This window comes from Sulfurovum sp. (genome assembly GCF_036568385.1).
Taxonomy (GTDB): domain Bacteria; phylum Campylobacterota; class Campylobacteria; order Campylobacterales; family Sulfurovaceae; genus Sulfurovum.
Genome location: NZ_DATCSP010000029.1, coordinates 1 through 24,869, shown reverse-complemented (window position 1 = coordinate 24,869; position 24,869 = coordinate 1). Strand labels below are relative to the sequence as shown.

Annotated in this window: 25 protein-coding genes and 1 pseudogene; 17 read left to right on the top strand and 9 right to left on the bottom strand. The window is 44.8% G+C overall.

Annotation, left to right across the window (positions count from 1 at the left end; all coding sequences use genetic code 11):
- Positions 1-276: 276 nt before the first annotated feature.
- Complete coding sequence (dnaJ, locus tag VIM88_RS03495) at positions 277-1,410, bottom strand: molecular chaperone DnaJ (protein WP_331861496.1); 1,134 nt, start codon at positions 1,408-1,410, stop codon at positions 277-279.
- Between the two features lie 90 nt (positions 1,411-1,500).
- Here dnaJ and VIM88_RS03490 point away from each other — a divergent pair, with 90 nt between their 5' ends.
- Together VIM88_RS03490 and recR are read left to right on the top strand one after the other, a co-directional pair.
- Positions 1,501-1,794 carry a Dabb family protein gene (locus tag VIM88_RS03490; protein ID WP_331861495.1) on the top strand — a complete coding sequence of 98 codons (294 nt, stop codon included), beginning with the start codon at positions 1,501-1,503 and terminating at the stop codon, positions 1,792-1,794.
- Positions 1,795-1,874: 80 nt separating this feature from the next.
- The gene (recR, locus tag VIM88_RS03485) at positions 1,875-2,444 is read left to right on the top strand and encodes a recombination mediator RecR (RefSeq protein ID WP_331861494.1); all 570 of its coding nucleotides are present in this window, start codon (positions 1,875-1,877) and stop codon (positions 2,442-2,444) included.
- Positions 2,445-2,464: 20 nt separating this feature from the next.
- Here recR and VIM88_RS03480 read toward each other — a convergent pair whose 3' ends face one another.
- Positions 2,465-3,505: a phosphoesterase gene (locus VIM88_RS03480; RefSeq protein ID WP_331861493.1), complete on the bottom strand. Its 1,041-nt coding sequence runs from the start codon at positions 3,503-3,505 to the stop codon at positions 2,465-2,467.
- A gap of 148 nt (positions 3,506-3,653) precedes the next feature.
- Positions 3,654-4,052: an Rrf2 family transcriptional regulator gene (locus tag VIM88_RS03475; RefSeq protein ID WP_331861492.1), complete on the bottom strand. Its 399-nt coding sequence runs from the start codon at positions 4,050-4,052 to the stop codon at positions 3,654-3,656.
- Positions 4,053-4,198: 146 nt separating this feature from the next.
- Between VIM88_RS03475 and rpsO the strand changes: the two genes are divergently transcribed.
- Entirely contained in the window at positions 4,199-4,468 is a 270-nt protein-coding gene (gene rpsO / locus VIM88_RS03470) for a 30S ribosomal protein S15 (protein ID WP_331861491.1), read from the top strand.
- An 89-nt stretch (positions 4,469-4,557) separates the two neighbouring features.
- Here rpsO and gdhA read toward each other — a convergent pair whose 3' ends face one another.
- A complete protein-coding gene (gdhA, locus tag VIM88_RS03465) occupies positions 4,558-5,958 on the bottom strand; it encodes an NADP-specific glutamate dehydrogenase (protein WP_331861490.1) in 1,401 nt (466 codons plus the stop codon).
- Between the two features lie 144 nt (positions 5,959-6,102).
- Here gdhA and grpE point away from each other — a divergent pair, with 144 nt between their 5' ends.
- Together grpE and dnaK are read left to right on the top strand one after the other, a co-directional pair.
- Positions 6,103-6,657, top strand: a complete 555-nt coding sequence (gene grpE, locus VIM88_RS03460; protein WP_331861489.1) for a nucleotide exchange factor GrpE — start codon at positions 6,103-6,105, stop codon at positions 6,655-6,657.
- A 26-nt stretch (positions 6,658-6,683) separates the two neighbouring features.
- Positions 6,684-8,558: a molecular chaperone DnaK gene (gene dnaK, locus VIM88_RS03455; protein WP_331861488.1), complete on the top strand. Its 1,875-nt coding sequence runs from the start codon at positions 6,684-6,686 to the stop codon at positions 8,556-8,558.
- Between the two features lie 375 nt (positions 8,559-8,933).
- Here the strand turns inward: dnaK and VIM88_RS03450 are convergent, their stop codons facing one another.
- A complete protein-coding gene (locus VIM88_RS03450; protein WP_331861487.1) occupies positions 8,934-10,247 on the bottom strand; it encodes a BamA/TamA family outer membrane protein in 1,314 nt (437 codons plus the stop codon).
- Between the two features lie 97 nt (positions 10,248-10,344).
- On the opposite strand from VIM88_RS03450, the gene VIM88_RS03445 reads away from it, so the two are divergent.
- Positions 10,345-10,644 carry a chorismate mutase gene (locus VIM88_RS03445; RefSeq protein WP_331861486.1) on the top strand — a complete coding sequence of 100 codons (300 nt, stop codon included), beginning with the start codon at positions 10,345-10,347 and terminating at the stop codon, positions 10,642-10,644.
- Between the two features lie 133 nt (positions 10,645-10,777).
- Here the strand turns inward: VIM88_RS03445 and VIM88_RS03440 are convergent, their stop codons facing one another.
- Positions 10,778-10,966 (bottom strand): DUF6726 family protein, encoded by a 189-nt coding sequence (locus VIM88_RS03440; RefSeq protein WP_331861485.1) that lies wholly within the window; start codon positions 10,964-10,966, stop codon positions 10,778-10,780.
- A 124-nt stretch (positions 10,967-11,090) separates the two neighbouring features.
- Between VIM88_RS03440 and VIM88_RS03435 the strand changes: the two genes are divergently transcribed.
- The 6 genes from VIM88_RS03435 (at position 11,091) to VIM88_RS03410 (ending at position 15,836) form a co-directional block, all read left to right on the top strand.
- On the top strand, positions 11,091-11,744 hold the full coding sequence (locus VIM88_RS03435; protein WP_331861484.1) for a response regulator transcription factor: 654 nt from the start codon (positions 11,091-11,093) through the stop codon (positions 11,742-11,744).
- Complete coding sequence (locus tag VIM88_RS03430; protein ID WP_331861483.1) at positions 11,701-12,918, top strand: HAMP domain-containing sensor histidine kinase; 1,218 nt, start codon at positions 11,701-11,703, stop codon at positions 12,916-12,918. Before VIM88_RS03435 ends, VIM88_RS03430 begins: the two co-directional genes overlap by 44 nt.
- A 201-nt stretch (positions 12,919-13,119) precedes the next feature.
- Positions 13,120-14,376, top strand: coding sequence for a porin (locus VIM88_RS03425; RefSeq protein WP_331861482.1), 1,257 nt, complete (start codon positions 13,120-13,122; stop codon positions 14,374-14,376).
- Between the two features lie 14 nt (positions 14,377-14,390).
- Positions 14,391-14,918: an FMN-binding protein gene (locus VIM88_RS03420; RefSeq protein ID WP_331861481.1), complete on the top strand. Its 528-nt coding sequence runs from the start codon at positions 14,391-14,393 to the stop codon at positions 14,916-14,918.
- 4 nt (positions 14,919-14,922) lie between these two features.
- On the top strand, positions 14,923-15,396 hold the full coding sequence (locus VIM88_RS03415) for a hypothetical protein (RefSeq protein ID WP_331861480.1): 474 nt from the start codon (positions 14,923-14,925) through the stop codon (positions 15,394-15,396).
- A complete protein-coding gene (locus tag VIM88_RS03410; RefSeq protein WP_331861479.1) occupies positions 15,393-15,836 on the top strand; it encodes a hypothetical protein in 444 nt (147 codons plus the stop codon). Before VIM88_RS03415 ends, VIM88_RS03410 begins: the two co-directional genes overlap by 4 nt.
- Here VIM88_RS03410 and VIM88_RS03405 read toward each other — a convergent pair.
- Together VIM88_RS03405 and VIM88_RS03400 are read right to left on the bottom strand one after the other, a co-directional pair.
- Positions 15,722-16,732 carry an FAD:protein FMN transferase gene (locus VIM88_RS03405; RefSeq protein ID WP_331861478.1) on the bottom strand — a complete coding sequence of 337 codons (1,011 nt, stop codon included), beginning with the start codon at positions 16,730-16,732 and terminating at the stop codon, positions 15,722-15,724. The two genes, VIM88_RS03410 and VIM88_RS03405, sit on opposite strands and share 115 nt — an antisense overlap.
- A gap of 44 nt (positions 16,733-16,776) precedes the next feature.
- A complete protein-coding gene (locus VIM88_RS03400) occupies positions 16,777-18,708 on the bottom strand; it encodes a thioredoxin domain-containing protein (protein WP_331861477.1) in 1,932 nt (643 codons plus the stop codon).
- Between the two features lie 122 nt (positions 18,709-18,830).
- Here VIM88_RS03400 and dsbD point away from each other — a divergent pair, with 122 nt between their 5' ends.
- Complete coding sequence (gene dsbD / locus VIM88_RS03395; protein ID WP_331861476.1) at positions 18,831-20,618, top strand: protein-disulfide reductase DsbD; 1,788 nt, start codon at positions 18,831-18,833, stop codon at positions 20,616-20,618.
- Positions 20,619-20,867: 249 nt separating this feature from the next.
- Positions 20,868-21,746 (top strand): CvfB family protein, encoded by an 879-nt coding sequence (locus VIM88_RS03390; protein WP_331861475.1) that lies wholly within the window; start codon positions 20,868-20,870, stop codon positions 21,744-21,746.
- 126 nt (positions 21,747-21,872) lie between these two features.
- On the opposite strand, the gene VIM88_RS03385 is transcribed toward VIM88_RS03390, so the two are convergent.
- Positions 21,873-22,220, bottom strand: coding sequence for a hypothetical protein (locus VIM88_RS03385; protein ID WP_331861474.1), 348 nt, complete (start codon positions 22,218-22,220; stop codon positions 21,873-21,875).
- 357 nt (positions 22,221-22,577) lie between these two features.
- Here VIM88_RS03385 and VIM88_RS03380 point away from each other — a divergent pair, with 357 nt between their 5' ends.
- The 3 genes and pseudogenes from VIM88_RS03380 to VIM88_RS03370 all read left to right on the top strand — a co-directional run.
- Positions 22,578-24,080, top strand: a complete 1,503-nt coding sequence (locus VIM88_RS03380) for an endonuclease/exonuclease/phosphatase family protein (RefSeq protein ID WP_331861473.1) — start codon at positions 22,578-22,580, stop codon at positions 24,078-24,080.
- Positions 24,081-24,082: 2 nt separating this feature from the next.
- The gene (gene hemJ, locus VIM88_RS03375) at positions 24,083-24,517 is read left to right on the top strand and encodes a protoporphyrinogen oxidase HemJ (RefSeq protein WP_331861472.1); all 435 of its coding nucleotides are present in this window, start codon (positions 24,083-24,085) and stop codon (positions 24,515-24,517) included.
- A 46-nt stretch (positions 24,518-24,563) separates the two neighbouring features.
- Positions 24,564-24,869, top strand: a pseudogene (locus VIM88_RS03370) (hypothetical protein); the annotation flags it as partial.

The following is a 24,869-nucleotide window of genomic DNA, read 5'->3' as shown; positions in this document are numbered from 1 at the left end:
TGAAATACTGGTAGTAGGCCAGCCACTCATCCGCATATGCCTTGTTGAGCATCGCAATGATCTCACTGATCTCAATACCTTTGATGATCGAGTTACCTCTTTGTGCCATGATAAATCCTTTGTTAGTAAATTGAAGAAAATAACTTTCTTGTGCCTAGTATAGACTTATCAAACTTAAAGGAAAATGATTATCCTTCATCCGCAGAGGAGAGAAAGATCACGCATATAAATATGAGTGGGGGAAGCGCTGCGGGGGTGTCCCACAGAAAAAGGAGCTTAGCCTTTAAACCAGGACTTTACACGGTCAAAGGCTGCATCGAAAGTATTTTTATGGGGACGGCTCTCTACCCCATAACTCTCCTGCAGTTTTTCGAGAAGTTCTTTTTGCTCCTCATTGGTCTTCTTGGGAAGTATCAACTGTACCTGTGCGATAAGACGGCCTTTTCTTCCCGTATGTACATCGACGACACCTTCCCCAGGGAAGACGTACTGTTCTTTGTCCGTCGTGCCTTTGTTCAGTTTGAGGTCCAGTTCCCCGTCAAGGCTCGGGATGGAAATGGTTTCTCCGAGCAGGGACTGTGTAAAGAAGACAGGCACTTCAATATAAACATCAGGCCCGTTCCGTACAAAGTGTTCATCCTCTTTCACTGCAAAGGTAATATAGAGGTCACCGCGTTGGTCATTTCGCCCTTCGTTACCATAGCCCTGGGCTCTCAAACGGTGGCCGGAGTCGACACCTGCGGGCACGGTGATGACGACAGTGTCCTCTTTGACATGGAAGCCTTTTCCTTCACAACTTTCACAGGCCTCTTTGATGCTCTGTCCCTGTCCATGGCATTTCGGGCAGGTCTGCGCAAACTGCATAGGCCCCTGGCGCATAAGGATCTGACCCTGTCCGCCACAGTAGTCACAGGTTTCCAGTTTTGCATCTTTGGCACCCGTACCGTCACAGTCGTCACAGGAGACCTTGTAGGTCATGTCGATCTCTTTCTTGCATCCAAAGATAGCTTCATGGAATTCAAGCGGTAACTCTATTTCAAAGTCCAGCGCATACTTTTGATAGGGGTCTCTGCGGGATTGCCCAAATCCGCCAAACCCTCCGGCACCGCCGAACATGGAGTTGAACATTTCCATAATATCATCCATGTTTGAGCCGCCAAATCCGCCGCCCATACCGCCTTGGCCTTCCAGACCGGCTTTACCGTACCGGTCATAGATGCTTCTTTTTTCCTCATCACTCAGTACCTGATAGGCTTCATTCACTGTTTTGAACTTCTCTTCCGCCTCTTTATCATCAGGATTTCTGTCTGGATGGTATTTCATCGCCAGTTTTCTGTATGATTTTTTGAGTTCAGCACCTGAACAGTCTTTACTTACTTCAAGCACTTCATAATAATCTAAATCTGTCATTGATATATCTCCATTGTACAGGGAATGATTTGGGCGAATTCTACCATAATTTGGTTATAATCACAAAAATACAAAGTTAGGTAGTTTATTATGGTTGTACATATCGTCACATTCAAGTTTAAAGAAGAAAATAAAAAGGCCAATATCATACAGGCGAAGCAGATGCTCGAAAACCTGATGGGTGCGGTACCGACGCTTAGAAGTATCGATGTCGGCGTGAATTTTTCTACAGAAGAGCGTGCGATGGACCTCAGTATCATTACGGTATTTGAAAGCAAAGAGGGACTGAATGCCTATGCGGTACACCCTGAACATCTTAAGGTGGTCGATTTTATCAAGACAGTGGTGGAATACTCCAAAGTAGTGGACTATGAGAGGAGTTAAGAGATCGTGAATCGTTTCACGATTTTAGCTTCGGAACCGAACTGGTCGGAGCAAAGCGTAGCCATGGAGACAGGTACTATATGAAACATTATAAGATAGAAGCATTTGAGAATCTGGTAGATGCGTTCGGCTCTTTGCCCTCTATCGGGAAAAAAACAGCGATACGTCTAGCATACCATGCCGTGATGGAAGACGGATTTGCCGCGATGAAACTCGCGCATGCCCTTGAAACAGGTGTCAACAGTATACAGAAGTGCAGCAAATGCCATAATATGAGCGAAGACGAACTTTGCAAGATCTGTTCGGACCCTTACCGTGACACGACAAAGCTATGCATCGTACAAAGTGCCAAAGACATCTTGACGATAGAAGAGAGCGGACAGTTCGACGGGGTCTATTATGTGGTTTCCGAAGTACGTGATCTGGATGAGGACCATCTTTTTTACGCTGTGGAGGGCGTACAGGAGATCATCTTTGCGTTCCCCCCGAGTATCGCTACGGATACGATGATACTCTACATAGAAGACAAGCTCAGGGGGCTGGAGATAGACTTTACGAAGATCGCACAGGGTGTACCTACAGGCGTAGAGTTGGAAAATATAGATATCATGTCACTCTCACGCGCACTGGAAGCGAGGGTGAAGATCTAGCTGCGTCCGGGATATCGCGTTTATTTGCACAGTTTGTCGATATAGTCCTGCACGAACTTGCGCACCTCTGCGTAGACAAAGGAGTCTTTGTACCCGTCTATTTTTCCGCCGCTTGCATTGGGGTGCCCTCCGCCGTTCCCGATATGGGCCGCCATTGCAGAGACATCCATTTTGTTGTTGCTTCTAAGTGAAAAATTTCCTCTGTAGTTGATATCCATATAGAAGTCATAGTCATCATTCTCCACCATACAGGCATTTCCTATGATAGAAGTATTCCCTACGTTATACCCGAGTATACCCTTATAGCCTTTATAGGTGATGGTAAGACGCTGTTTGTCTGCGGTAAGAAGCTTTGTGACATAAGAGGCGACCAGATTGTCTTTGGTGTTGTTCTCTTCCTGCCTGAAAAATGCCTTTTTGATCTGGTGAAGGTCATCATCGAGCCTGATAGGGGCATTGTCGTCGCTGACCCTCTGTCTGGCCGCCTCTATCAGTGAGAGTTTAAAGGCTCTGTCCTGTGCAGGAAATAAGATACGGTTGACCTCTCTCGCACCGGAGATCATGCCGAGCATGACCTTGCCGTACTCAAAATGGGTATCGTCGCTGAGCCAGATATCGATCGCATTGATCGCCTGCACAATGACAGCCAGGTCCTTGGCCTTGTCAAACCCGTAGTGCTGCTGCAGCCAGTCATAGGTGATCAGTGTGGCACAGCGCGTGGTGTCAAGCTTGTACCAGGCAAAGCGCTCGGCAGTACTGGCTCCTGTAGCATGGTGGTCAAGCAGCTGCAGTTTCGCACCGATACGCATCGCTTCTTTTTCTATCCAGCTTCCTTCTTTGGTCGTCAGGTTCAGGTCTGTGATGAGAATAAGCGGTTCCAGGCGCTCGCCATGCAGAAATCTGTCCTGTTCTATTTTTTTGATGATCTCTGACAGACGGGCAGTGACCTCCGGTCCGTAATTTGCATTATAGCAATCAATGGCCTCAAAACACTGCTGTGTGAGGTATTGGCATCCGTAGCCATCGAGGTCTATATGTGAAAGGTGATAAATGTGTTGCATGATAAGTGAACCTTGTAAGATCGTTGAACTTTTAGGAGTATTATACTACGTCATTCTGAACTGGGGGGCGATGAAGTCCCCGAACAGATATTCTGCTAAGGTTCGAACGGGACAAAGAAGGTGTGATGGCCTTCAGAGACGTATCGTTTTACAGTATGTCGCTGAGCATCAGGCCGTTTAGGAAATCATCGATCTTCGATTGGAAATTCATCAGAAACGGCGAGATGGCACAGGTCCCTATAGAGCCATTGGGGCAGCTGGCTGTATAGCTTGTACAGTCAAATACCGCGGGTGTTTTGCCTTCGGCAGCAAAAATGATATCATTGACACTGATCTGGTCAATGTCACGCGCCAGCATGAAGCCGCCATGTGCACCTTTTCGTGATTCGAGTATACCGTGCTTTGCCAGACTCTGTAAGATCTTGGCAAGAAAACTTTTAGGTATACAAAGTTCAGTAGCGAGCTGTTCTGCACCTATGGGGGAGTCGGATTTGCGTATCATATCTAAAGAGAGTAGCGCATATTCACTTACACGGGTCAAGAGCATATTCAAACCTTTTTCTTAATTAGGAGTATTTTACTCTAATTTCTTTAAAGTAGGCATTAAGTATATGAATATTCCTCTAAGTTTATTATGATAAGATTGCGTTCCCAAATGAAATTTTGGAAATAACTACCAATCAGGAGGTCATTATGGCTTTAGATCAGGCGAAAAAAGCAGAAATTATTGCTAAATATGCTAGAGGAAATGGCGACACAGGTTCAACAGAAGTACAGGTTGCTCTTATCACAGAGAGAATCAAATACTTGACTGAGCACCTTAAAACAAATAAAAAAGATCACTCTTCAAGATTGGGACTACTTAAACTGGTAGGTCAAAGAAGAAGACTTATGAGATATCTTAAAAACACAGATCTTGCCAGATGGAACACGATCAAAACAGATCTTGGGATCAGAAACTAATATTTTCATCACTGTTTGTCAGTCTCTTGACTGGCAAACCATGCTTTCTTCTTTACTCACTTTCCAATAGATACTTTTCACTATTACTATTATACGGACCCCTGGTCTATCATCGAATCCGCCACTTTTCTGAATCCTGCAATGTTGGCCCCTTTGACCAGATCACCCTCACAGCCAAACTCTACAGAAGTGTCATAGACTGTTTTGAACACATTTTGCATGATGGTGCGCAGCTGGATGTCCACCTCTTCAAACGTCCAGTTTGACATACTGGCATTCTGGCTCATTTCCAATTGTGAGGTTGCTACACCACCGGAGTTTGCAGCTTTTCCCGGAGCAAAAAGTACATCATGTTTGCGCAGATAGTCAATGGCATCAGAGGTTGTCGGCATGTTGGCACCTTCATTGACCAGAATACAGCCGTTCTCCACCAGTTTTTGTGCATCGACCAGGGTAAGTTCATTCTGCGTGGCAGAAGGGAAGGCGACATCACAGGGGATGTGCCACACCGCATGGCCTTTTTCCGGATATTGTGATACAGGGGTGTAGACAGCATCCGGGTGCAATAATATATACTCTTCGAGTGATTTGTGATGGATCTCCTTGATAGATTTCAAGGAAGCCAGGTGTATGCCTTTCTCATGATAGATGGTGCCTTTACTGTCACTGCAGCTTATGGGAAGCGCGCCTGCATCATAGAGCTTTTCTATCGTATAGATCGCAACATTCCCGGCACCTGAAACAGTACAGCGTCTTCCTTTCAGATCTTTGTCATACACTTTCAGGTAGTTTTCCGCAAAATAGACCGAGCCGTAGCCCGTAGCCTCTTTTCTCCCTCTGGAACCGCCCCAGTTCAGGGCTTTTCCTGTAAGTACCCCCTCAAATCCCCCTGTCAGTTTTTTGTATTGGCCAAAGAGGTAGCCTATCTCCCTGTCACCTACACCGATATCGCCCGCGGGGATATCTCTTTTGTTCCCTATGTGTTTGTAGAGCTCTGACATGAAGGCTTGGCAAAAATGCATCACTTCATTATTGCTTTTCCCTTTGGGATCAAAATTGCTTCCGCCTTTGGCCCCGCCGATCTGCAGTCCCGTCAGTGCATTTTTGAAGGTTTGTTCAAAGCCCAGAAATTTGATGATCCCCAGATTGACGGTCGGGTGGAAACGCAAACCGCCTTTGTAGGGTCCGATCGCAGAGTTGAACTGTACCCTATAGCCTACATTGGTTTGACGTTCTCCTGCATCATTGATCCAGTTCACGCGAAAAATGATCGTGCGTTCGGGTACAACGATGCTTTCCAGGATATTATGCTCAATGTATCTGCTATCTTCTTCCAGCAACGGAGCCAGGGACAGAAGTACGTCATGGGTTGCCTGATAAAATTCATTTTGACCTGGACTGCTTGTTTTGATATACTTAAGTATATCGTCTATTTTTTGACTAACTGGCACATTGGGTCCTTTTTTAATGGATAGAGTATATTCTAACATTAAAAATATAAATTAAGTCAGACTGGAAAACACACTTTAGTCACATTGACTCAACTAGGACTTGACAAAGAGTCACTCAATGTTGTATAATGGCGCCAAGCATTAAATATCCGGTGCAATTTTTATAAAAAAGGAGGTCTGTAAATGAGTCAAGAGAATGAAAATCTTGAAGAGTCTCAGACGGAAGAAACGGTCGAAGCTCAAGAGGATACGCAGGCAGAAGAGAGTGTTGAAGCCGATCCTTTAGAAGCGGCACGTGCAGAAGCTGCAGACTATAAAGATAAGTATCTCAGAGCCCACGCTGACTTTGAAAACGCCAAAAGACGTTTGGAGAAAGACAAAATGAATGCAGTATCCTACGCGAACGAAAGTTTTGCCAAAGACATTCTGGCAGTCATGGACTCTTTTGAGAACGCGCTTGCATCCATGGAAAGTGCAGATGAGGGAAATGCTTCAGACGTACTTGAAAAGATGAAAGAGGGCGTCAACCTGACATACGAGCAGCTTAAAAAGATACTGGAAAAGAACCATATCAAAGAAGTGGCGTGCGATGGCGAGTTCAACCCGGACCTGCATCAGGCGATCATGCAGGTCGAAAGTGATGCACATGAAGCAGGTGACGTGGTTCAAGTGATGCAAAAAGGCTATACGATCAAAGATCGTGTTTTGAGACCGGCAATGGTTTCAACCTGTAAATAAAAATAAATAATTATCAAGGATTTAACATGGGAAAAGTATTAGGAATAGATTTAGGAACAACAAACTCTGCAATGGCAGTGTATGAGAACGGTGAAGCAAAGATCATTGCGAACAAAGAGGGTAAGAACACTACGCCTTCTATCGTTGCATTTACAGATAAAGGTGAAGTACTCGTAGGTGAGTCTGCAAAAAGACAGGCGATCACCAACCCTGAGAAGACGATCTACTCTATCAAGAGGATCATGGGTCTTATGATGAGCGAAGAGAAGGCGAAAGAGGCGCAAGATAAGCTTCCTTACCGCATTATCGACAGATCTGGTGCATGTGCTATTGAAGTGGCAGGTAAGACCTATACACCTCAGGAGATCTCTGCAAAAGTACTTATCAAAATGAAAGAAGATGCAGAATCGTACCTTGGTGAGGCTGTGACAGATGCGGTTATTACCGTTCCGGCATACTTCAATGATGCGCAGAGAAAAGCAACCAAAGAAGCAGGAACGATCGCAGGACTGAATGTACTTCGTATCATCAATGAGCCTACATCCGCAGCATTGGCTTACGGTCTTGACAAAAAAGAATCAGAGCAGATCGTTGTTTACGACTTGGGTGGTGGTACATTTGACGTTACTGCACTTGAGACGGGTGACGGTGTCGTTGAAGTTATGGCAACCGGTGGAGATGCCTTCCTTGGTGGTGATGATTTTGACAACAGGATCATTGACTTTGTAGCAAATGAGTTCAAAGCAGAGACCGGTATCGATGTCAAAGCAGATGTGATGGCGCTTCAAAGAGTAAAAGATGCGGCAGAGGTAGCCAAAAAAGAGCTTTCAAGCTCTACTGAAACGGAGATCAACCTTCCGTTCATTACGGCAGATGCGTCAGGTCCGAAACACTTAGTGACCAAGATCACCAGAGCCAAATTCGAGTCACTGATCTCTGACCTGGTAGCAAGTACGATCAAAACCGTTCAAAACGTACTGAAAGATGCCGGGCTTAGCACTTCTGATATCAACGAAGTAGTCATGGTCGGTGGTTCTACAAGAGTACCACTGGTACAGGAAGAGATGAAGAAGTTCTTCGGAAAAGAGCTTAACAAGTCTGTGAACCCGGATGAAGTGGTTGCACTTGGTGCGGCGATCCAGGGTGGGGTACTTGCAGGTGATGTGAAAGATGTCCTTCTGCTTGACGTAACGCCTTTGAGCCTTGGTATCGAAACACTGGGTGGTGTGACAACGAAGGTCATCGAAAAAGGAACAACGATCCCGGCGAAAAAGTCACAAGTGTTCTCAACAGCAGAAGACAATCAGCCGGCGGTGAGCATCCACGTACTTCAAGGTGAGAGAGAGTTCTCCAAAGACAACAAGTCACTTGGAATGTTCGAGCTTAGAGATATCCCGGCAGCACCAAGAGGCGTGCCTCAGATCGAAGTAACATTTGATATCGATGCCAATGGTATCCTGACAGTATCTGCGAAAGATAAAGGTACGGGTAAATCTCAAGAGATCAAGATCACCGGTTCGTCAGGACTTTCTGATGAAGAGATCGAAAAAATGGTACAGGACGCTGAAGCGCACAAAGCTGAAGACGAAAAGAGAAAAGCAGTCGTAGAAGCAAGAAACCAGGCAGATGCACTGGTACACCAAACGAAGAAGTCACTAAGCGACCTGGGTGACAGTTTTGATGCTTCAGAAAAAGAAGCGATCGAAGCTGCCATTACAGACCTTGAGGCTGTACTGAAAGATGATTCTTCAACCAAAGAGCAGATCGAAGAAAAGGTCAAAGCATTGACCGAGAAGAGTCACAAACTTGCTGAAGCAATGTATGCCAAAGAGCAGGGCGGTGCCAAGCCGGAAGGAAAAAAAGCAGACGATGATGATGTCATCGACGCTGAAGTAGAGTAAGACTATGCTTCAATCATGCGACCAGTCGCATGAGCACTCTGCTGAAGAGGTCTTAGCGACAGCGTAGTATTTTGAGCTTTGCTTAAAATGCGTCCTATATGATAGTACGATGTCATCGACGCAGAAGTAGAGTAAGACTCTGCTTCCATAAGTAATATTATTTCTTCTTGTTCCCATGCTTTGCATGGGAACATATATCTCAATCTATCAAATCTATAACACTTTTTTAATCTCCCTTCAATTTGAACTATGGTCTTGTTTTCCTCTTCATTTTTTAGAAAAACGAAGCAAAGATCGTCTCTATTCTCGAATCGCTTCGCTTACAAGGTCGTTCACAGAGACATGGTACACTTCGTGTGATTAAGACAATGAAGTTTAAAAGTCAAACGGATGCTGTGCCATCAGCCACAGGTAGGTACCTTCTTCTCCGTATGCCACGTCAAGCCGTATGGGTAACTCCGAGATCATGGCTCGCAGGCTGACACCTGCATCATACTTCATGTCACTGACAAGATCAACAGTATATTGATCATGTACCCTTCCGGCCTCGGCAAACAGAACCGCCTGAAACCAATCTACTTTCATCGGTATCCAATCGATATCCTTTAAGGGATTGTAGTCAATGACAGCCCTGTACTCTGCAGCAGCATAAAAGGCGGCTTTGTCTGAAAAACGGTTATGGTCATAGCCTCTCATTCTGTTGAAGCCGCCTAATCGGGCACCTTCCCACATAGGAGGACGATGTGCATCAAATCCGGGAGAGATCTCGTTGTCATTATCCCAGGAGAATGAGTATCCGCTCCATAGACTTAAAGCAAGTACATTTTGTTTGGTGAACGAAAAGGTATCCAGATCAAAATAATGGTTGTACTTGAACTCCAAAAAGTCCCAACTCTGCAGGGAATCCCCCCAGCCAAAATCTTTTGAGTATTGCAGCTGGAAATGGTATCCTCTGGATGGGTTGATGTTAAAATCCGTATTATCATGGGTAAGAAAAAATCTTAGACCGTTGGAATTCCATGTGGGTACGGAGGTCCCGTTCTCCCACCAAATAGAGTCCTTCCACATCTCTGTATTGTCTGTATTGTTGGTTTGGAAGAATGTTTTTATCCCGATAGATGTACTGCCTGTAATGAAAGGTTTGCCCCCTCCGCAATCCTCTCTTCCGACACAAAATCCCTCTTTTAGCCTGTAGAGACCTGCAGGATTGTCTATGCCTTCGCCTATGGGGAGGGTATATCTGAAGGTGGTGGTGAAGAAGTCCAGGTCACCTGAAGTGATAAAAGCATCATCTTTATCGGAAGTATGTGATCCGTCGATATAGTAATGGGTTTGGGGAAGATAACTTTTCAAACCCACTAAGGAAAAAAAGAGTCGGTCTGTGTAGGGAAGTTTAAGGTCCAAAAAGGAAACAAATCCTCCGGAAAAGGTTGCCTGGTCCTTTTGTCCGTTGATGATAACATCTTTGGGAAGGCCGGTAAACGCAGTGGCTACAAACCTGCTTTGAGGATTAAACATTCCTCTTTTCATAGCACTGATACCTCCCGCAAATCCGGTAGAATCGCTGGAGAAGGCAAAGGGTAAAAAGATCCAATCTTTGCATTTGGTTGCATTGCAGTCATCAGGCGCAGCACCTAACAGAACAACTGTGCTTAATAAAGCAAGTAATGGATATAGTTTATTCTTCATCTGATTATTATAGCCAATAAAAATATCGAAAATATTACTTTGGATATTTTTAGGTTATAATATCCCTATATCAGCGACATTACTGAAGGATAGAATTATGGAAATTAAACAGTGCAGCACACTGGAAGAAGCAAGAAGTGAAATAGACAGTGTAGACAGAGAGATAGTGGAATTGATCGCTAAACGAAATGAGTATATCAAGCAGATCGCGCATTTTAAAACAAGTGTGGAAGAGATAAAAGCAGAGGAAAGGATCGCAGATGTGATCGAGCATGTCAGGGCACAGGCTATTTCTCTTGGTCTCTCCCCCAATCTCATCAATGATCTCTATGTAAGAATGATAGATGAGATGGTGGAAAGCGAGATCTCTGAATTCAAGAATGCTCAGAGATATTAGGCTTGAACCCAACAGGTTGCGTGAGCACCCCGCTGAGGGGGACACAGCGTCAGCGCAGCGGTAAGGAGCTTAGCTTCTTATGCGTTTATATGATAAAAAGCGAGATCTCTGAATTCAAGAATGCTCAGAGATATTAATCCTCTGCCTCATCCTCTTCGTCATCAGAATCGGTCACCGCATTGACAGCAGAGCCCGCCACATCAATGGTGGCACCTACAGCAGAACCGGCTATAGAGATCGGGGCTGTTACGACTTGTGTACACCCGGAGAGTAGTACCAAAGTAATGATGGAATAAAGGATTGGTTGTTTAAGGTTCGGCATGGTGTGTCTTCCTGTCTAAAGTTGTTGTTCCGTGTTGTGGGCGGGATTATAGCATAAAGACGCTGTGTACTTTTCTACACAAAGTCTATGCTAAAATACATGAGGATTTACATAAAGGGTTGGCATGAAGATACTGTTGCTTGAAGATGATGCGATCCTTCAGGAGATCATTGAAGAGTTCCTGTTGGAGCAGGGGTATGAGGTAGAGAGCTATTTCGATGGAGAAAAAGCGCTGGACGCCATCGGTTCTGCTTCCTTTGATCTGTTGCTTTTGGATGTCAATGTACCAGGCATCGACGGCTTTGAGATACTCTCGTATCTGCGTGAAATAGGCAACACTACACCGGCTATTTATATCACATCCCTTTCAGGGGTGAATGATCTTAAGAAGGGGTTTGATCTGGGAGCGGATGATTATTTGAAAAAGCCTTTCGAACAGGAAGAGCTCAAGGCCCGTATAGAGCATATCATCAGGATCTATCGTCTGCAGGAAGAGATAGAGTTTGACGGTATCAAATTCATTCCCAAAGCGCATCAGATCTTAATAAATGGCCGTGTGACCGAGATGAGACAGAAAGAAGCACAGGTCCTGGAGTATTTTATCCGCAATGCAGGAAAGATCATCTCTTGTGACGAGATCATAGAAAATGTGTGGGATGATGAACATATCCCTGCACATGCCACGATACGTACCTATATCAAAAATCTAAGAAAATTGTTCGACAAAGAGTATTTTGAAAATATCAAAGGAGAAGGTTATCGTTTTAACATCGTATGAGCGAAAATCGCTTTTTAGTTTTGTCGCTGTCTATTTGATATCTGTTTTTATTCTGCTGGCTATTATAGGATATCTCTTTTTTGAAAATAACCGTGCATCGGTGCAGAATGCCATGAAGTTCGAGATGATGTATCAGGCACGTATGCTATCCTCCTCTATTGTAATGAAGGCTATGCAGAACGACTCCAAAGGTGCGATGGATACAGCAAGCCGAAATGATTTCCTGAAAAATCTAAAACACTGCCGATTTCAGGTAGGGTATTATGATCAGGAGAAAAAAGCCATCTACACGGAAATTGACAACTTCGAGATGACGGATCAGGCTTTCTACATCAAAGATGGAAATGGGTATACCGTCATAGAGGACACGAGCAGTCATTTTGGTGTACATTACATCGTCTTGAAAGAGAACGAACTGGCAAAAACAGTCCAGAGCCTGCGTATCAAGATCATAGGGTACCTGGTCTTGTCGTTCATACTGATGGGGATTGTAGGATACTTTTTGGGACGGCTCTTTTTAAGGCCGGTGAGGGAACAGATAGAGTCTTTGGACAATTTTATCTCCGATACCACCCATGAACTCAATACCCCCATTTCAGCGATCTTAATGACGATACAGTCATTAAAAGGGGTGGAACCGAAAAAACTAAAACGTCTGGAAGCCAGTGCCAAAAGACTTTCAGTGATGTACAGCTCTCTGACCTACAGGCTTGAGGGGAAAGTGGAGTCGTCAGAGCTGCTGCATTTTGCCACTATTGTCGAGGAGAGGGTAGAGTATGTCAAAGAACTGATAAACTCCAAACATTTGCATATCACACTCGATCTGGACACTACGCAGGTTTTTATGACCAGAACCTCTGCCTGCAGGCTCATAGACAATCTGCTTTCTAATGCCATTAAATATTCCGATGCAGGTGACAGTATCTTTATCACACTGAAAGAGAATGTTTTGAAGATCAGGGACACGGGGATCGGCATAGACAAAAAGGTGCAGGATGATATCTTTAAACGCTACCATAGGGAGAACGATGAGCGCGGAGGTTTCGGCATAGGGCTGAACATCGTACTTTCCATTTGTAAAGAGTTCAGGATAAAACTGGACCTTGAGTCTGAAAAAGGCAAAGGGAGCACCTTTATACTTACTTTTCCCAAGGTATCTCAGAGGGTAGGATAAATCATATCAGCATTGGTCTGCTTATCCACGATCCATCTGTACTTTTCAAGACAGGTTGCTTTTCATTAAAATTAAAATAGATGCATCGCTTAGATTAGTATATATATTTTAATAATTGTTATCATTTTAAAGATTGATTAAGAAAAGTTTGGATAAATTTCTGCGTCGACAAAAATTATCAATAGTAAACAAGGAAAAATGATGAAAAAAATGACAACAGCCTTAAGTGTTGTAGCGATGATGGCAATGGGAGCGCAAGCAGCTACATTGGAAGAGAGAGTACAGGTACTGGAAGAGCAGAACAGTGTATTGGCCGAAGAGGTACTTGCTACCCAAACAGGCGGATTCACACTGGTAGATACGGAGAAATCATACAGCGGTATGGGGCCGGCTGCTTCAAAAGTGTATTTTTCCAAAAACCCGCTCTCTATAGGGGGATATGGTGAAATGTTCTATGCCAATCCTGACAATGGGGATGATTATGCGGATGTCTATAGATTTATCACCTATTTCGGATACAAGTTCAATGACTGGATCGTACTGAACACAGAGATAGAGTTTGAACATGGTGCGGATTCCAATAACGGCGGTAAGGTCGTTGTAGAGTTCTTCTATCTTGACTTTCTGCTCAGCCAGGAAGCAAACCTGAGACTCGGACATGTCCTTGTGCCTATGGGGCTGGTAAATCTCAGACATGAACCGACACTCTTTAACACGGTGCAAAGACCGGACATTGAGAAACACCTGCTTCCTAGTACCTGGCATGAGAACGGTGCGTTGGTCTATGGTAGGTTTGACAGTGCAGACATAGACTATACTGTAGGTATGATCAATGCATTGAATCTGAACAGTCAATATACTATAGGTGACGATACCCAGAGTAAATGGATAAGAGAGGGAAGACTGGGTGCCAGCAAGGATGCATCGTTTGAGCCGGCATTCGTAGGGCGTGTGGATTATACAGGTATCAATGGGCTGATGGTCGGTGCTTCTCTCTATTATGGAGAGGGTTCAAACCTGAAAAATCCAAAACCTGAGGATGCAATTCAAGATGTCTCCGGACTCACTACCACGATGTTCGATATCCATGCAAGCTATGACAACGGACCATTCTCGATATACGGGCTTTACACACAGACAAATCTGGACGGTGCAGAGAAATTAGGCGAATCAGCTGTTGAAAAAGCAAGCGGTTACTATGTGAATGCCTCTTATGATCTCTCAGGTTTGGTGGGACTTCAGTACAAATTGCCTGTTTTTGCACAGTACGAAGAATATAACCCTGTAGAAAACACAGTGGATGGATCAAATGAAGATACATTTCAGACAGAAATTGTTACAATCGGTTTAAATTTCTTCCCTGCAGATCAGGTAGTGCTGAAGGCCGACTATGCGATGAAAGAAGTCAATAATGTAGATACCAATACATTTTCTTTTGGTCTAGGCTTTATATTCTAATACGTGGATACACAATGAAAAAAATCTTTTTTACGCTGCTTTTTGGGACACTGCTGTCCCAGAGCGGTGTTGCTGGCAGCAAGGCGTCCGTGGATGAGGTGATAAGATCTTCATTTACCGAAGCGAGTACGATAGATCCCAAGCAGATCATACTGACAAAGGAACAGTTTTCTCAGGTGCAGTCCAGAGCGAAGGCAGCTGTGAGAACTAAAGTGTATCGCTACTACGATATCAAAAGCAAGACGCAAAGACTCGGGTATGCTGTACTGATAGCAAGAAAGGTCCGAGGGAAGAAGGCTACCGTGCTTTATGCCTTTGACAACAGCGGTACTTTGAAGTTTACGGAGATCATGGCATTTGGAGAGCCGCCGGAGTATATACCCAATACAACGTGGATGGGCCAACTTCAGAATAAAGATGCATCAGCGGCACTGACCGTAGGAAAAGATATCCCTACGATCAGCGGTTCCACCCTTTCGGCAAGGACTATCACCGAAGGTGCGAGAGTTGCCAGAGCCATTTATGAAATTGTTTTGAAGTAGACCTATGAAATTTTTAGTTACAAAAGATCTGGCACACTCTACCTTACTCACCTATTTGATGGGCAGTGTCGTAGTGGCGATACTTCTCTATCTTGGACTGGATACCGTCCTGCATGCCTATGTGATCGGTTTGGATAACCAGAGTGCTTCAGTGACACTTTTCGGCGATGCAGAGAACTTTGTCGAACCGGTACTGATAGATTCACTGCTGCTTCAAGTGCACATCGATCTCTTCATGACACTCTTTGCGCTCCTGATACTTTCCTCTATCTATATTCGTCTCTATGCAGATAAAGTGATGACCAAATGGATGGTCCACTTGCTATTTATCATGGGTATGCTGGCGCCTGCAGCCCTGTTACTTGCCTATTTTGTCAGTGCGTCATTTGTAACTTTCTGGCTGGCCACTTTTATACTCTGGCATGTTCTGGCGGCTATCGTTGCTGCAATGATCTTAAAGAAACTCCTGTTCAAATGAAACATATAGCCCTCTACTCTCTTCCCATAAGATATATGCTTCTCTATGTGATCCTGATCCTGATGAGCGGGGTATGGCTCTTTTTGCTTTCCCAGGGATTGGATAGCAGTGAAAATGTCATCAGTACGCTGAAAAGTTTCATTGTTTCTCCTGCAGAAAAGAGTATACAGGGACTGATAGAAGTCGCTGCACCGCATCTGTTCGCCATAGGCACGCTACTCTTTGTGGCAGCACACTTCATGTTGTTCAGTACCAAAGTATCGCCAAAAGTATCTTTGCGGGTCAGCATGCTTCTTTTTCTTTTTGCACTGTTTGATATCTTTGCCTATTTTGCAATTACTTTGGGATTGATGGTATCAGGGTGGATCAAGCTGGCAGCACTGTCGGGATTTGTGCTGTTGTTTTTGCTTCTGCTTGGACTGGTCGCTATCTCATTGTAGCCCAGCCACGCTATCTCAACAAGGTCGGCTAGATTTCCATAGAGTATTTTGCCCTCTTTATCCACGATCACAAAACCGATCTCTTTATGCTGCTTCAGAAATGCCAATGCTTCGGATCTGGGCATTACCGAGACCGCTGTGGCATAGGCATCAATCTTGGCATTGTCGGCCGTCGTGAAAAGTGATACGGAGACAAATTCGCGTCCCTGTGAGGCGGTTTTCGGATCGATGAGGTGATGCTCCTCTTTGGTGTTGGCAAATCTTCTGTAGGTCCCGCTCGTAGAGATGGAGAGCTGCGGGTTCTTACTTGTAATTTTGGCAAATGTCTGTTCGGAATAGGGAGACTGCAGATAGATCTCACACAGGTCCAGGCACCTGATGTCTCCGCTCAGCGCGATGACCCCCGCTGTGATATTCTGCTCATCAAGGAACTGCGCCACTTTGTCTGCACCATACCCCTTACCCATGCCGCCAAGATCCACGGTGACCTTCTCATCTGTGAGGATGTGATGCGCATCTATCGTGATACCGTGGATATCCAGATAGGCAGCCTGCAACGCTTCGGGTGAAGGAGAGTAGGTGGTTTCTTCGCCAAAATGGTAGAGCTTTTTTGAGATGGACCCTATGGTGATATCAAAATACCCATAGGTCTGCCGGTAATACTCCTTGGAGAGGGAGATCGCTTCTGCGAGATAGGGATCAAAGGCTATACGGTGTGTCTGATTCAGTATGAAAAGTGAGGCATTGGGATCGTAGGTAGAGAGCGAAGCCTCTATCGTTCTGATGCGCTCAAAGGATCGGGCCATTTGCTCACTGTATGTTTTGGGGAGTGCCAGGCTCACAAAAGTGCCCATGAGTACCTGTGTACGTGTCTGCATCTCTTGTTGTGTCGGCATTTGCGCCAGTATCAAAAGAGGAAAAAGTAAAAAGAGATAGCGCATTATCTTTTTTCTAATACTTCTTGAATACCGGAAAAGTCTTTTTCATGCCCGAAACAGGCGTTGGAATTGCAGAGCATGAAGCCGTCATTCGTATCATTTTTTAACAGAGAAAAAGGGTGGGGGAGCGTGTCCAGCGCTTTGATATGTTTTTTCAACTTCTCTTCTTTGGCCTTGATGATGATGTCATCTTTGAGGTAACGTATGACCATACGGGTCATACGCGGGGTAGAGATAGGCTGGCGCATGACATCATAGGAATGGATCTCCAGGGTCCTGAAGACAAACTTTTTATAGACAGGATCCACCAGGGATGCAATACTATAAAGTACGGACAGTATGGTTGACACGGAAGAGGGATAGGAAGTGTCATAGATGTCCGCATTGGTCTCGAACTCCCCACGGGAGAATTTCCATTTTCCCTGTGCAAAGTATTTTTCTATGGCTGTGTTGGCCAGCTTGGTCGCCGTGATCAGGTAGCTCTCGTCCAGTGTACTTTCATAGGCTTCTATCAGCACGTCGGCCAGATAGGCATAATCTTCCAAAAACGCTTTGATCTTCGGTTTCTTTCCCATGAGGGTAGAGTGATAGAGTTCAGAGTGAATGTACATACTCTCAAGCAGTGCATCCAGTGATCTGATAGCGGGTTTAAGGTAGGCGCTCTCTGTCCGGCCAGCTTTGAAAAGGGTTTTGATCATCATGGCATTCCATGAGACCAGTACTTTTTTGTCTATAAAAGGGTGTGTACGTTTTTCCCTCCGTTTCTTCAGGGCTTTGATGGCCTCCTCATAGTAGGGGATGTTGATCCGGGCCGGGTCATCGACACGAACGATGTTCTTCCCTTCAAAGTTTCCCTCTGGTGTGATATGCAGTGCTTCTGCCAGTGCAGCATGTGCTTTGCTCGGGATGCCCGCTTTTTCGAACGACCTTAAGGCTTTTTCGTAGGAGTAGACAAAGTATTTTCCTTCTTCCCCTTCTGTATCGGCATCGCTGGCAGAGTAGAAAAGATCCCCCTCGCTCATATGGTCGATCATGAAGTCCAGTGTCTCAAAGGCAACGCTTTTATAGAAGTCATTGCCGCTGACATGATAGGCTTTGAGGTAGACTTCCGCAAGCAGGGCATTGTCATAGGTCATCTTTTCAAAGTGGGGTACGAGCCATTCATTGTCTGTGGAATAACGGCAGAACCCGCCTTCCACAAGGTCTCTCAGTCCCCCTTTTGCCATGGAGGTCAACGAAAGCAGTACCATGTCGAGCGTCTCTTTGTCCTTGGTGAGGCGGTAGAGGTCCAAAAGAAGGTCCAGCATAGAGGCTTGAGGAAATTTCGGCGCAGTGTTGAAACCGCCGTGCTGGTTGTCAAAAAGCTGTTTGGCCTGGTCTGCAACCCTGTTGATGATACTCAGGTCCAGCTTTGTCGCCTGTATCTTGTCCTCTTTGGGGTTCAGAAAGCGGAGTATCTCCTCCGCCTTTTCTGTAAGCAGGGCTTTTTCCTTGACATACTTGTCCGCGATGACTTCTAGCAGACTGGAAAAGCTCATCATCCCGTAACGCGGTTCGTCGGGGATATAGGTCGCTGAATAGAAAGGTTTCAGCTCCTGGGTCAAAAAGATGGATGTGGGCCACCCTCCGGGACGCTGGTTCATCAGCTGGTAGACCTCCTGAAAGTGTTTGTCGATATCGGGCCTTTCCTCTCTGTCCACTTTCACTGCAACAAAATGCTCGTTCAGGATCTTTGCAGTGGCTTCATTTTGAAAAGACTCTTCTTCCATGACATGGCACCAGTGGCATGAACTGTACCCTATAGAAAGGAAGATCGCTTTGTTCTCTTTGCGTGCTTTTGCAAAAGCCTCTTCTCCCCATGGATACCAGTTCACAGGGTTATCGGCATGCTGCTGCAGATAGGGAGAATGCTCATTTTTAAGATGATTTGCCATGGTAGACCTTTATTATCTGGGGTTCGTTTAGTTTCTATTATTGAATTTTTGTTACTATTACACAGTTTATACACCAATAGTACAATAGAATACTATAAAAGTCTACGAAAGAAAGAGAAATAATGAGTTATTTAGTAAAAAAGTTACTCCTTGTGAGTGTACTTTTAAGTACATTTTTAGCGGCAGGTTTTGAGAGTGCTTTGCAAAAGCAGAAGTTTTTATCCCCAGATGAGGCTTTCCAGGTTACAGCAGTACAAAAAGATACTGTGATAGAAACTAAAATTATTTTGGCAGAGAAGATCCATATCTATGAGGACAGCCTGATCTACAGGATCATTTCCCCCTCTGAAGTCGAACTTGCGGTTACCAAACCGGAAGCCCATGATTTTGACGGTGATATGGTCTATGAAAAAGAGGTAGTTGTCACTATTCCTACAGAAGAGATAGAAGCCCAGGTGAAAGGCGACTACACCCTTGAGATAGAGTTTCAGGGGTGCTCGGATTCAGGTATCTGTTACCAGCCGATCAAAAAAACGTTTGACTTCAAAGGGGCAGAGCTTGGCGTATTTGATAAGATCTCGCAGCTTGTAAAAGAGGGAAATACCGCTAAAATATCTGAGATTTTGGTGAGTGAAAGTTCCATCTTTATTTTATTTCTTTTCTTCATCTTCGGGCTGCTGCTGGCATTGACACCATGTATCTTTCCTATGATACCGATCTTGTCTTCGATCATTGTTTCCCAGCAGGGCGGTAAGGAAAAACCCAGTGTTTCAGAGGCATTCTTCACCTCTTTGGTCTATGTGCTTTCTATGGCACTGACGTATACTGCTGTAGGTATCATTGCGGGGCTCGTGGGTGCAGATATACAAACAGCGATGCAAACCCCCTGGGTATTGACGCTCTTTTCGGCCCTGTTTGTAGCACTTGCATTTTCTCTTTTCGGTTACTTCGAGCTGGGGCTGCCTGCCTCATGGCAGTCCAAACTGACCCAGGTCAGCGACAATGCGCAAGGCAAAGGGATCCTCGGTACGGCGATCATGGGACTGCTTTCAGCACTGATCGTAGGTCCGTGCGTTGCACCGCCGCTCGGAGGGGCAGTATTGTTCATCTCTCACACGGGTGATGCACTGCTTGGAGGTTCCGCCCTGTTTGTCATGAGTGTCGGTATGGGTATGCCGCTGCTTCTGGTGGGACTGGGTGCGGGTAAATTTATGCCAAAACCTGGCGGCTGGATGACCATCGTTTCCCAAACATTCGGTGTGATGATGCTGGGACTTGCCATTTTCATGCTCTCCCGTATCTTGCCCGACAGCATGACCCTGATACTTTGGGCACTGCTTTTTATGGGTATAGCTATTTATATGGGTGTATTCAACCCAAGCAGCAGCACCCAGGGGGCAAAGAAACTTTTCCAACTGCTTGCTATGGTGTTCCTGCTCTATGGTGCGTCGCTTTTTATCGGAGGTATCAGCGGGTCTACTTCCATCATAAGACCGTTTGAAAGATTCACGCAGCTGAGCGGAAATGTAGCCAATACCGCCGTGCTAATGAGTTCTGAAAAAGGCCATAGAGGCTATAGTGTAGAGCGTTTAATGAAAGAGGTTCGGGCATCGGACAAACCGGTGGTGGTTGATTTCGGTAAAAAGTCCTGTACCGCATGTACAGAACTGGAAGAGATCACATTTCCTCATCCGAAGGTACAAGAGCAGCTCAAACATTTTACGTTCATCAAGATCGATCTGACGGACAATACAGAAGCAGATAAAGCGTTACTTAAAGAGTATCAACTTTTCGGTACGCCCAACATCATTTTCTTTGATAAGAACAACAGCTTCTTGCCTGAGAAATCTTTGACAGGGTTTATCCCCCCTGAAGATTTTGCCAAACATCTGGAGAGCATCATTCAGTAGCCCCTGAATTTTTTTATGTGTTTGCACACTCATGATCCGATCCTGAACATTCTCGCAGACGCGGGGAGGGGCTAGGATCTTTTCTATACCCTATCGTGTTTGTCCAGATCACCTCTGACCGTGCCTCTACCGTTGCTTTGATCAGGGTCATACCAATTCACGGAAATACCATCTTTTGAGATCTTTTTTGGCTATAATACCATATGGACTGTGAGCGCATCACAGCATTTATATAAAACGGAATAACACATGCAAAAAAATACACAACCTGCAGAAAGATCAAAAAACCTAACGATCAATATTGGCGAGGTAAACACTTTGGAAGTCATGCGTGACACGGACTATGGCTATTTCCTCGAAGCCAAAGACGGCAGTGAGATACTGCTGCCCAATGTCTACGTGATGGAAGATGAGATGCCTATGGGCTCACTGATAGACGTATTTGTCTATACGGACAGCGAAGACCGTCCCGTTGCCACCACCAAGATGCCGTATGCAAAACTCGGGGAGTACGGGTACTTCACGGTCGTGGACTACAAGTCTTACGGTGCTTTTTTGAACTGGGGACTGCCTAAAGACCTCTTTGTACCGCTTTCCCAGCAAAAAGAGTATTTCAACATAGGGAAAAAGTATCTTTTGCGTGTCTGCCTGGATGAACAGACAGGACGCCTTTTCGGTACGCAGAAGATAGGTAAATACTTCAACCGTGACATGAAAGGCCTGCACCAGAACAAAGCACTGGAAGCGATCGTACTGGCAAAGACCCCGCTGGGATTCAAGGTAGTGGCAGACAACCAGTATGAAGGGATGCTCTTCAGTAACGAGATCTTCGAAGAGATACGTATCGGCGATCGCAAAAAGGTCTACATCAAAAGTGTAAGAAAAGACGGCAAACTTGATCTCTCTCTGCAGCCGATAGGCAAACAGGCGAAGATCAGCGAGGCAGAGGCCACCATCCTGCAGCTGCTGAAAGAAGCGGACGGTACCTTGCCTTTTACCTATAAAAGCGATGCCGAAGCTATCAAAAAAGTCTTTGGGATGAGCAAGAAAAATTTCAAACGTACGCTGACGGAACTGATCGAGAGTCACAAGATACAATTGCTAGAGGATGCGATTGTTCTGTTGTGACAGACGCATCAAATATTATGCGGAAGTAGATACCATGGAACTAAGGGATCTGTTAACAGAAGCTGCCTCCATCATAAAGCATACGTCTACACGCCCATCGGTAATGATGGGCGCACGGAAGATCATCTAGTCGTCGTTATGCAGTTGTCCGCTAAAGTCAAAGCCGAACTTCATTTTGTTGGCTATTTCTTCTTGTACCTCGTCTATGAGGTCTTCTGTTTCACCTTCTAACTGTTCTATGAAAAAATTTCGTTCTCTTTCTCGCTTGAAGGTATGTATCTTGTAAGGCTTGTCGGCACCATGCTCTTCTATGAACTTTTCGATCGTATCTTCCCAGATGAAGGTAAGTTCATGTTCTATGCTTTGTGGTTCTTCATTATCGGGAAGTGTGTAGTTAAATGTTACCATATCCGTGTAGGATATGACCTCATACGGTTTATTTTCTGTTTGAGATATGACTTCATTGTTTGTCATGATGATGTCCTTTAATATAGGTTCTTTATTGACGTTATAGCAAAGATACCTTTAAATAGGATAAATTTTATCTTATTTGTTTTTTTTGTGCCGATAGTGTACTCTTTGGTATCTTTTTTTAGACCTTACAACGCTGCAACATCATAAACATATCATCTGATCGTTCACTTTTTTCATCTGTGATAGAGAACAGAGAAGTCCAATGATCAGAAATCTCCTTTCTTTGTATGACAATATGTCATATTTGTCGTACATTTTTTGATACTTCGATAGAATACGATTAAAACGATTGGATATGACGTGCGATATTTACTTTTATTTTTACTGCCACTGTGTATTTTCTCCAAACCCGTTAAAGTGGCTACCTACAATGTAGAGAACCTTTTTGATGCTGTCTATGACGGTACAGAATATGATATCTATATACCGGGAAAACACAATTGGGATCAGCGAACGGTTGAGATCAAACTGAACCATACGGCAGAAGTGATCTGCGATCTGGATGCAGACATTCTGGGGCTTCAGGAAGTAGAGAACAGCAGTATCCTTCGGCAGCTTCTCTCACGTCTTGATAGAGTGGGATGCCCCTACAGGTACAGTGCCATCAGCCGTAAAAAAGGTGCCGCTATCCAGGTGGCGCTGCTGTCGCGGTATCCTGTCATCAGACAGCGGGAAATACAGGTGAGTTACTCCCCACGCACCAGAAATATCCTGGAAGTGGAAGTAGATATCAAGGGAGACCCTTTAACCGTTTTTGTCAATCACTGGAAATCAAAAGCCTATCAGGGGTATGAGAGCAAACGCATAGCGTATGCCAAAGCCCTACAGTCCCGTATAGCAAAGATGCCGGAGCAAAAGGAGTATCTCATCCTGGGAGATTTCAACAGTGACTACAATGTTTACCTTACGCTGGAAGAGAAGCTGAATGACACCAGGGGGCGCACGGCATTCAATGACGTGCTCAGAACCAGGGTGGGTCCCTATCTCGTAGAAGAAGAGGATATGGCAAAGGCAGAAAAAGGGGTGCATTATACCTTATGGAAAGAGCTGCCTGTAGAGGAACGGTGGAGCCATAAATTTTTTGGTAAAAGGTCCAGTATGGACCAGATCGTACTCCCCGGGAATATGTTCGACGGAAAAGGCGTTGACTATGTCAATAACTCTTTCAGGGTATTCAAAGCCCCTTACCTGTTTACAAAAAAAGGGTATATCAACCGGTGGGAATATAAGAACGGAAAACACAGAAGGAAAGGGTATTCGGACCATCTACCGGTCTATGCCTATTTTGACAGAAGACCCTATAAGGGAGAAACGAAGCAAAAGGCCTTCAAGACCATAGAAAAAAAGCGTATCGATGATCTGTATGCGATGGAGTCTCTGCAAGGGAAGATCCACCTTGAAGATGTAACGGTACTGCTTAAAAGGGGACGTAATGCCGTGGTGAAACAGCACATAAACGGACGGGGTATCTACCTTTATGGCTGTGCAGATCCCTTGAAAGAAGGACACACTTATGACCTGCTGGTGGAAAGTATCAAGAGCTACAAGGGACTGAAAGAGATCACAACGGCCTATAAATTAAAAGAGAAGGCAAAGACAAACCTTGAAGCCTACTATCTCAACCCGGCCAGTTTAAATTTCCAGAAGTTACAGCAAAATGAAGTGATCAGAGATATGACAGGACTGTATAAAAACGGCAGGTTTCACCGGGATGGGAAAAGTATTCCTATCCATTTCAAAAAAAGGGAACTTACGCCTAAAAACGGTAGCCGCCTAAAGATACACTATGGACATATTGGCTATTATAAGGAATTGCAGCTGGTCATTTACAGTAAAGATGATTTTGAGATATTGGAGTAAAGATGGAATTTTACAGTTGGATATTGGCATTTCACGTGATGAGTTTCGTCTCCTGGATGGCCATGTTGTTTTATTTGCCGAGATTGTTCATCTATCACCGTGAAAATGCGGACACCAAAGCATTCACAGATATCGTGCAAGTGCAGGAGTACAAGCTTTTTACCTATATAGGCGCACCGGCCATGTGGGCGACAATACTCTCGGGGGGAACGATGCTTTACCTGAACTCCGGTATTTTTTCAAGCGGTGGCTGGATGCATGCGAAGCTGCTGCTCCTTGCATTTCTTATAGCCTATCATTTCTCTTTGAACGGTATTCGAAAGATACTGATAGAGAACCCCCATTACAAAAGCAGCAAGTATTTCAGACTCTATAACGAAGTACCGACTTTGCTGATGATATTCATTGTTATTATGGTAGTGGTTAAGCCGTTTTAATGCATTTGTGTTATAATCATCAAGATTTTAATTGAAGGAAAGAATCATGGCATTACCTGAGATCACATTACCCAAAATAGAACTTCCGTTTGATATCCCTGTACTGATGCACCCGCCAGTCGATCATTTTGCTATAGCACTGCCTGTAGTGATCCTTCTTCTGGAGCTGATCAATCTGGTTGCAAAAAAAAGAGCTGTCTCTGTGCTTTCTTTGTTTTTTATCGTTTTAACGGTCATTGCAGTGTTCGCTGCGTATCTGACAGGTAACGTGGACGGGAAAGAGGCCTTTATTTTACTAAGCGAGGAGGGGCAGGCTGAACTGAAAGCGCATAAACTTTTAGGGACCTATCTG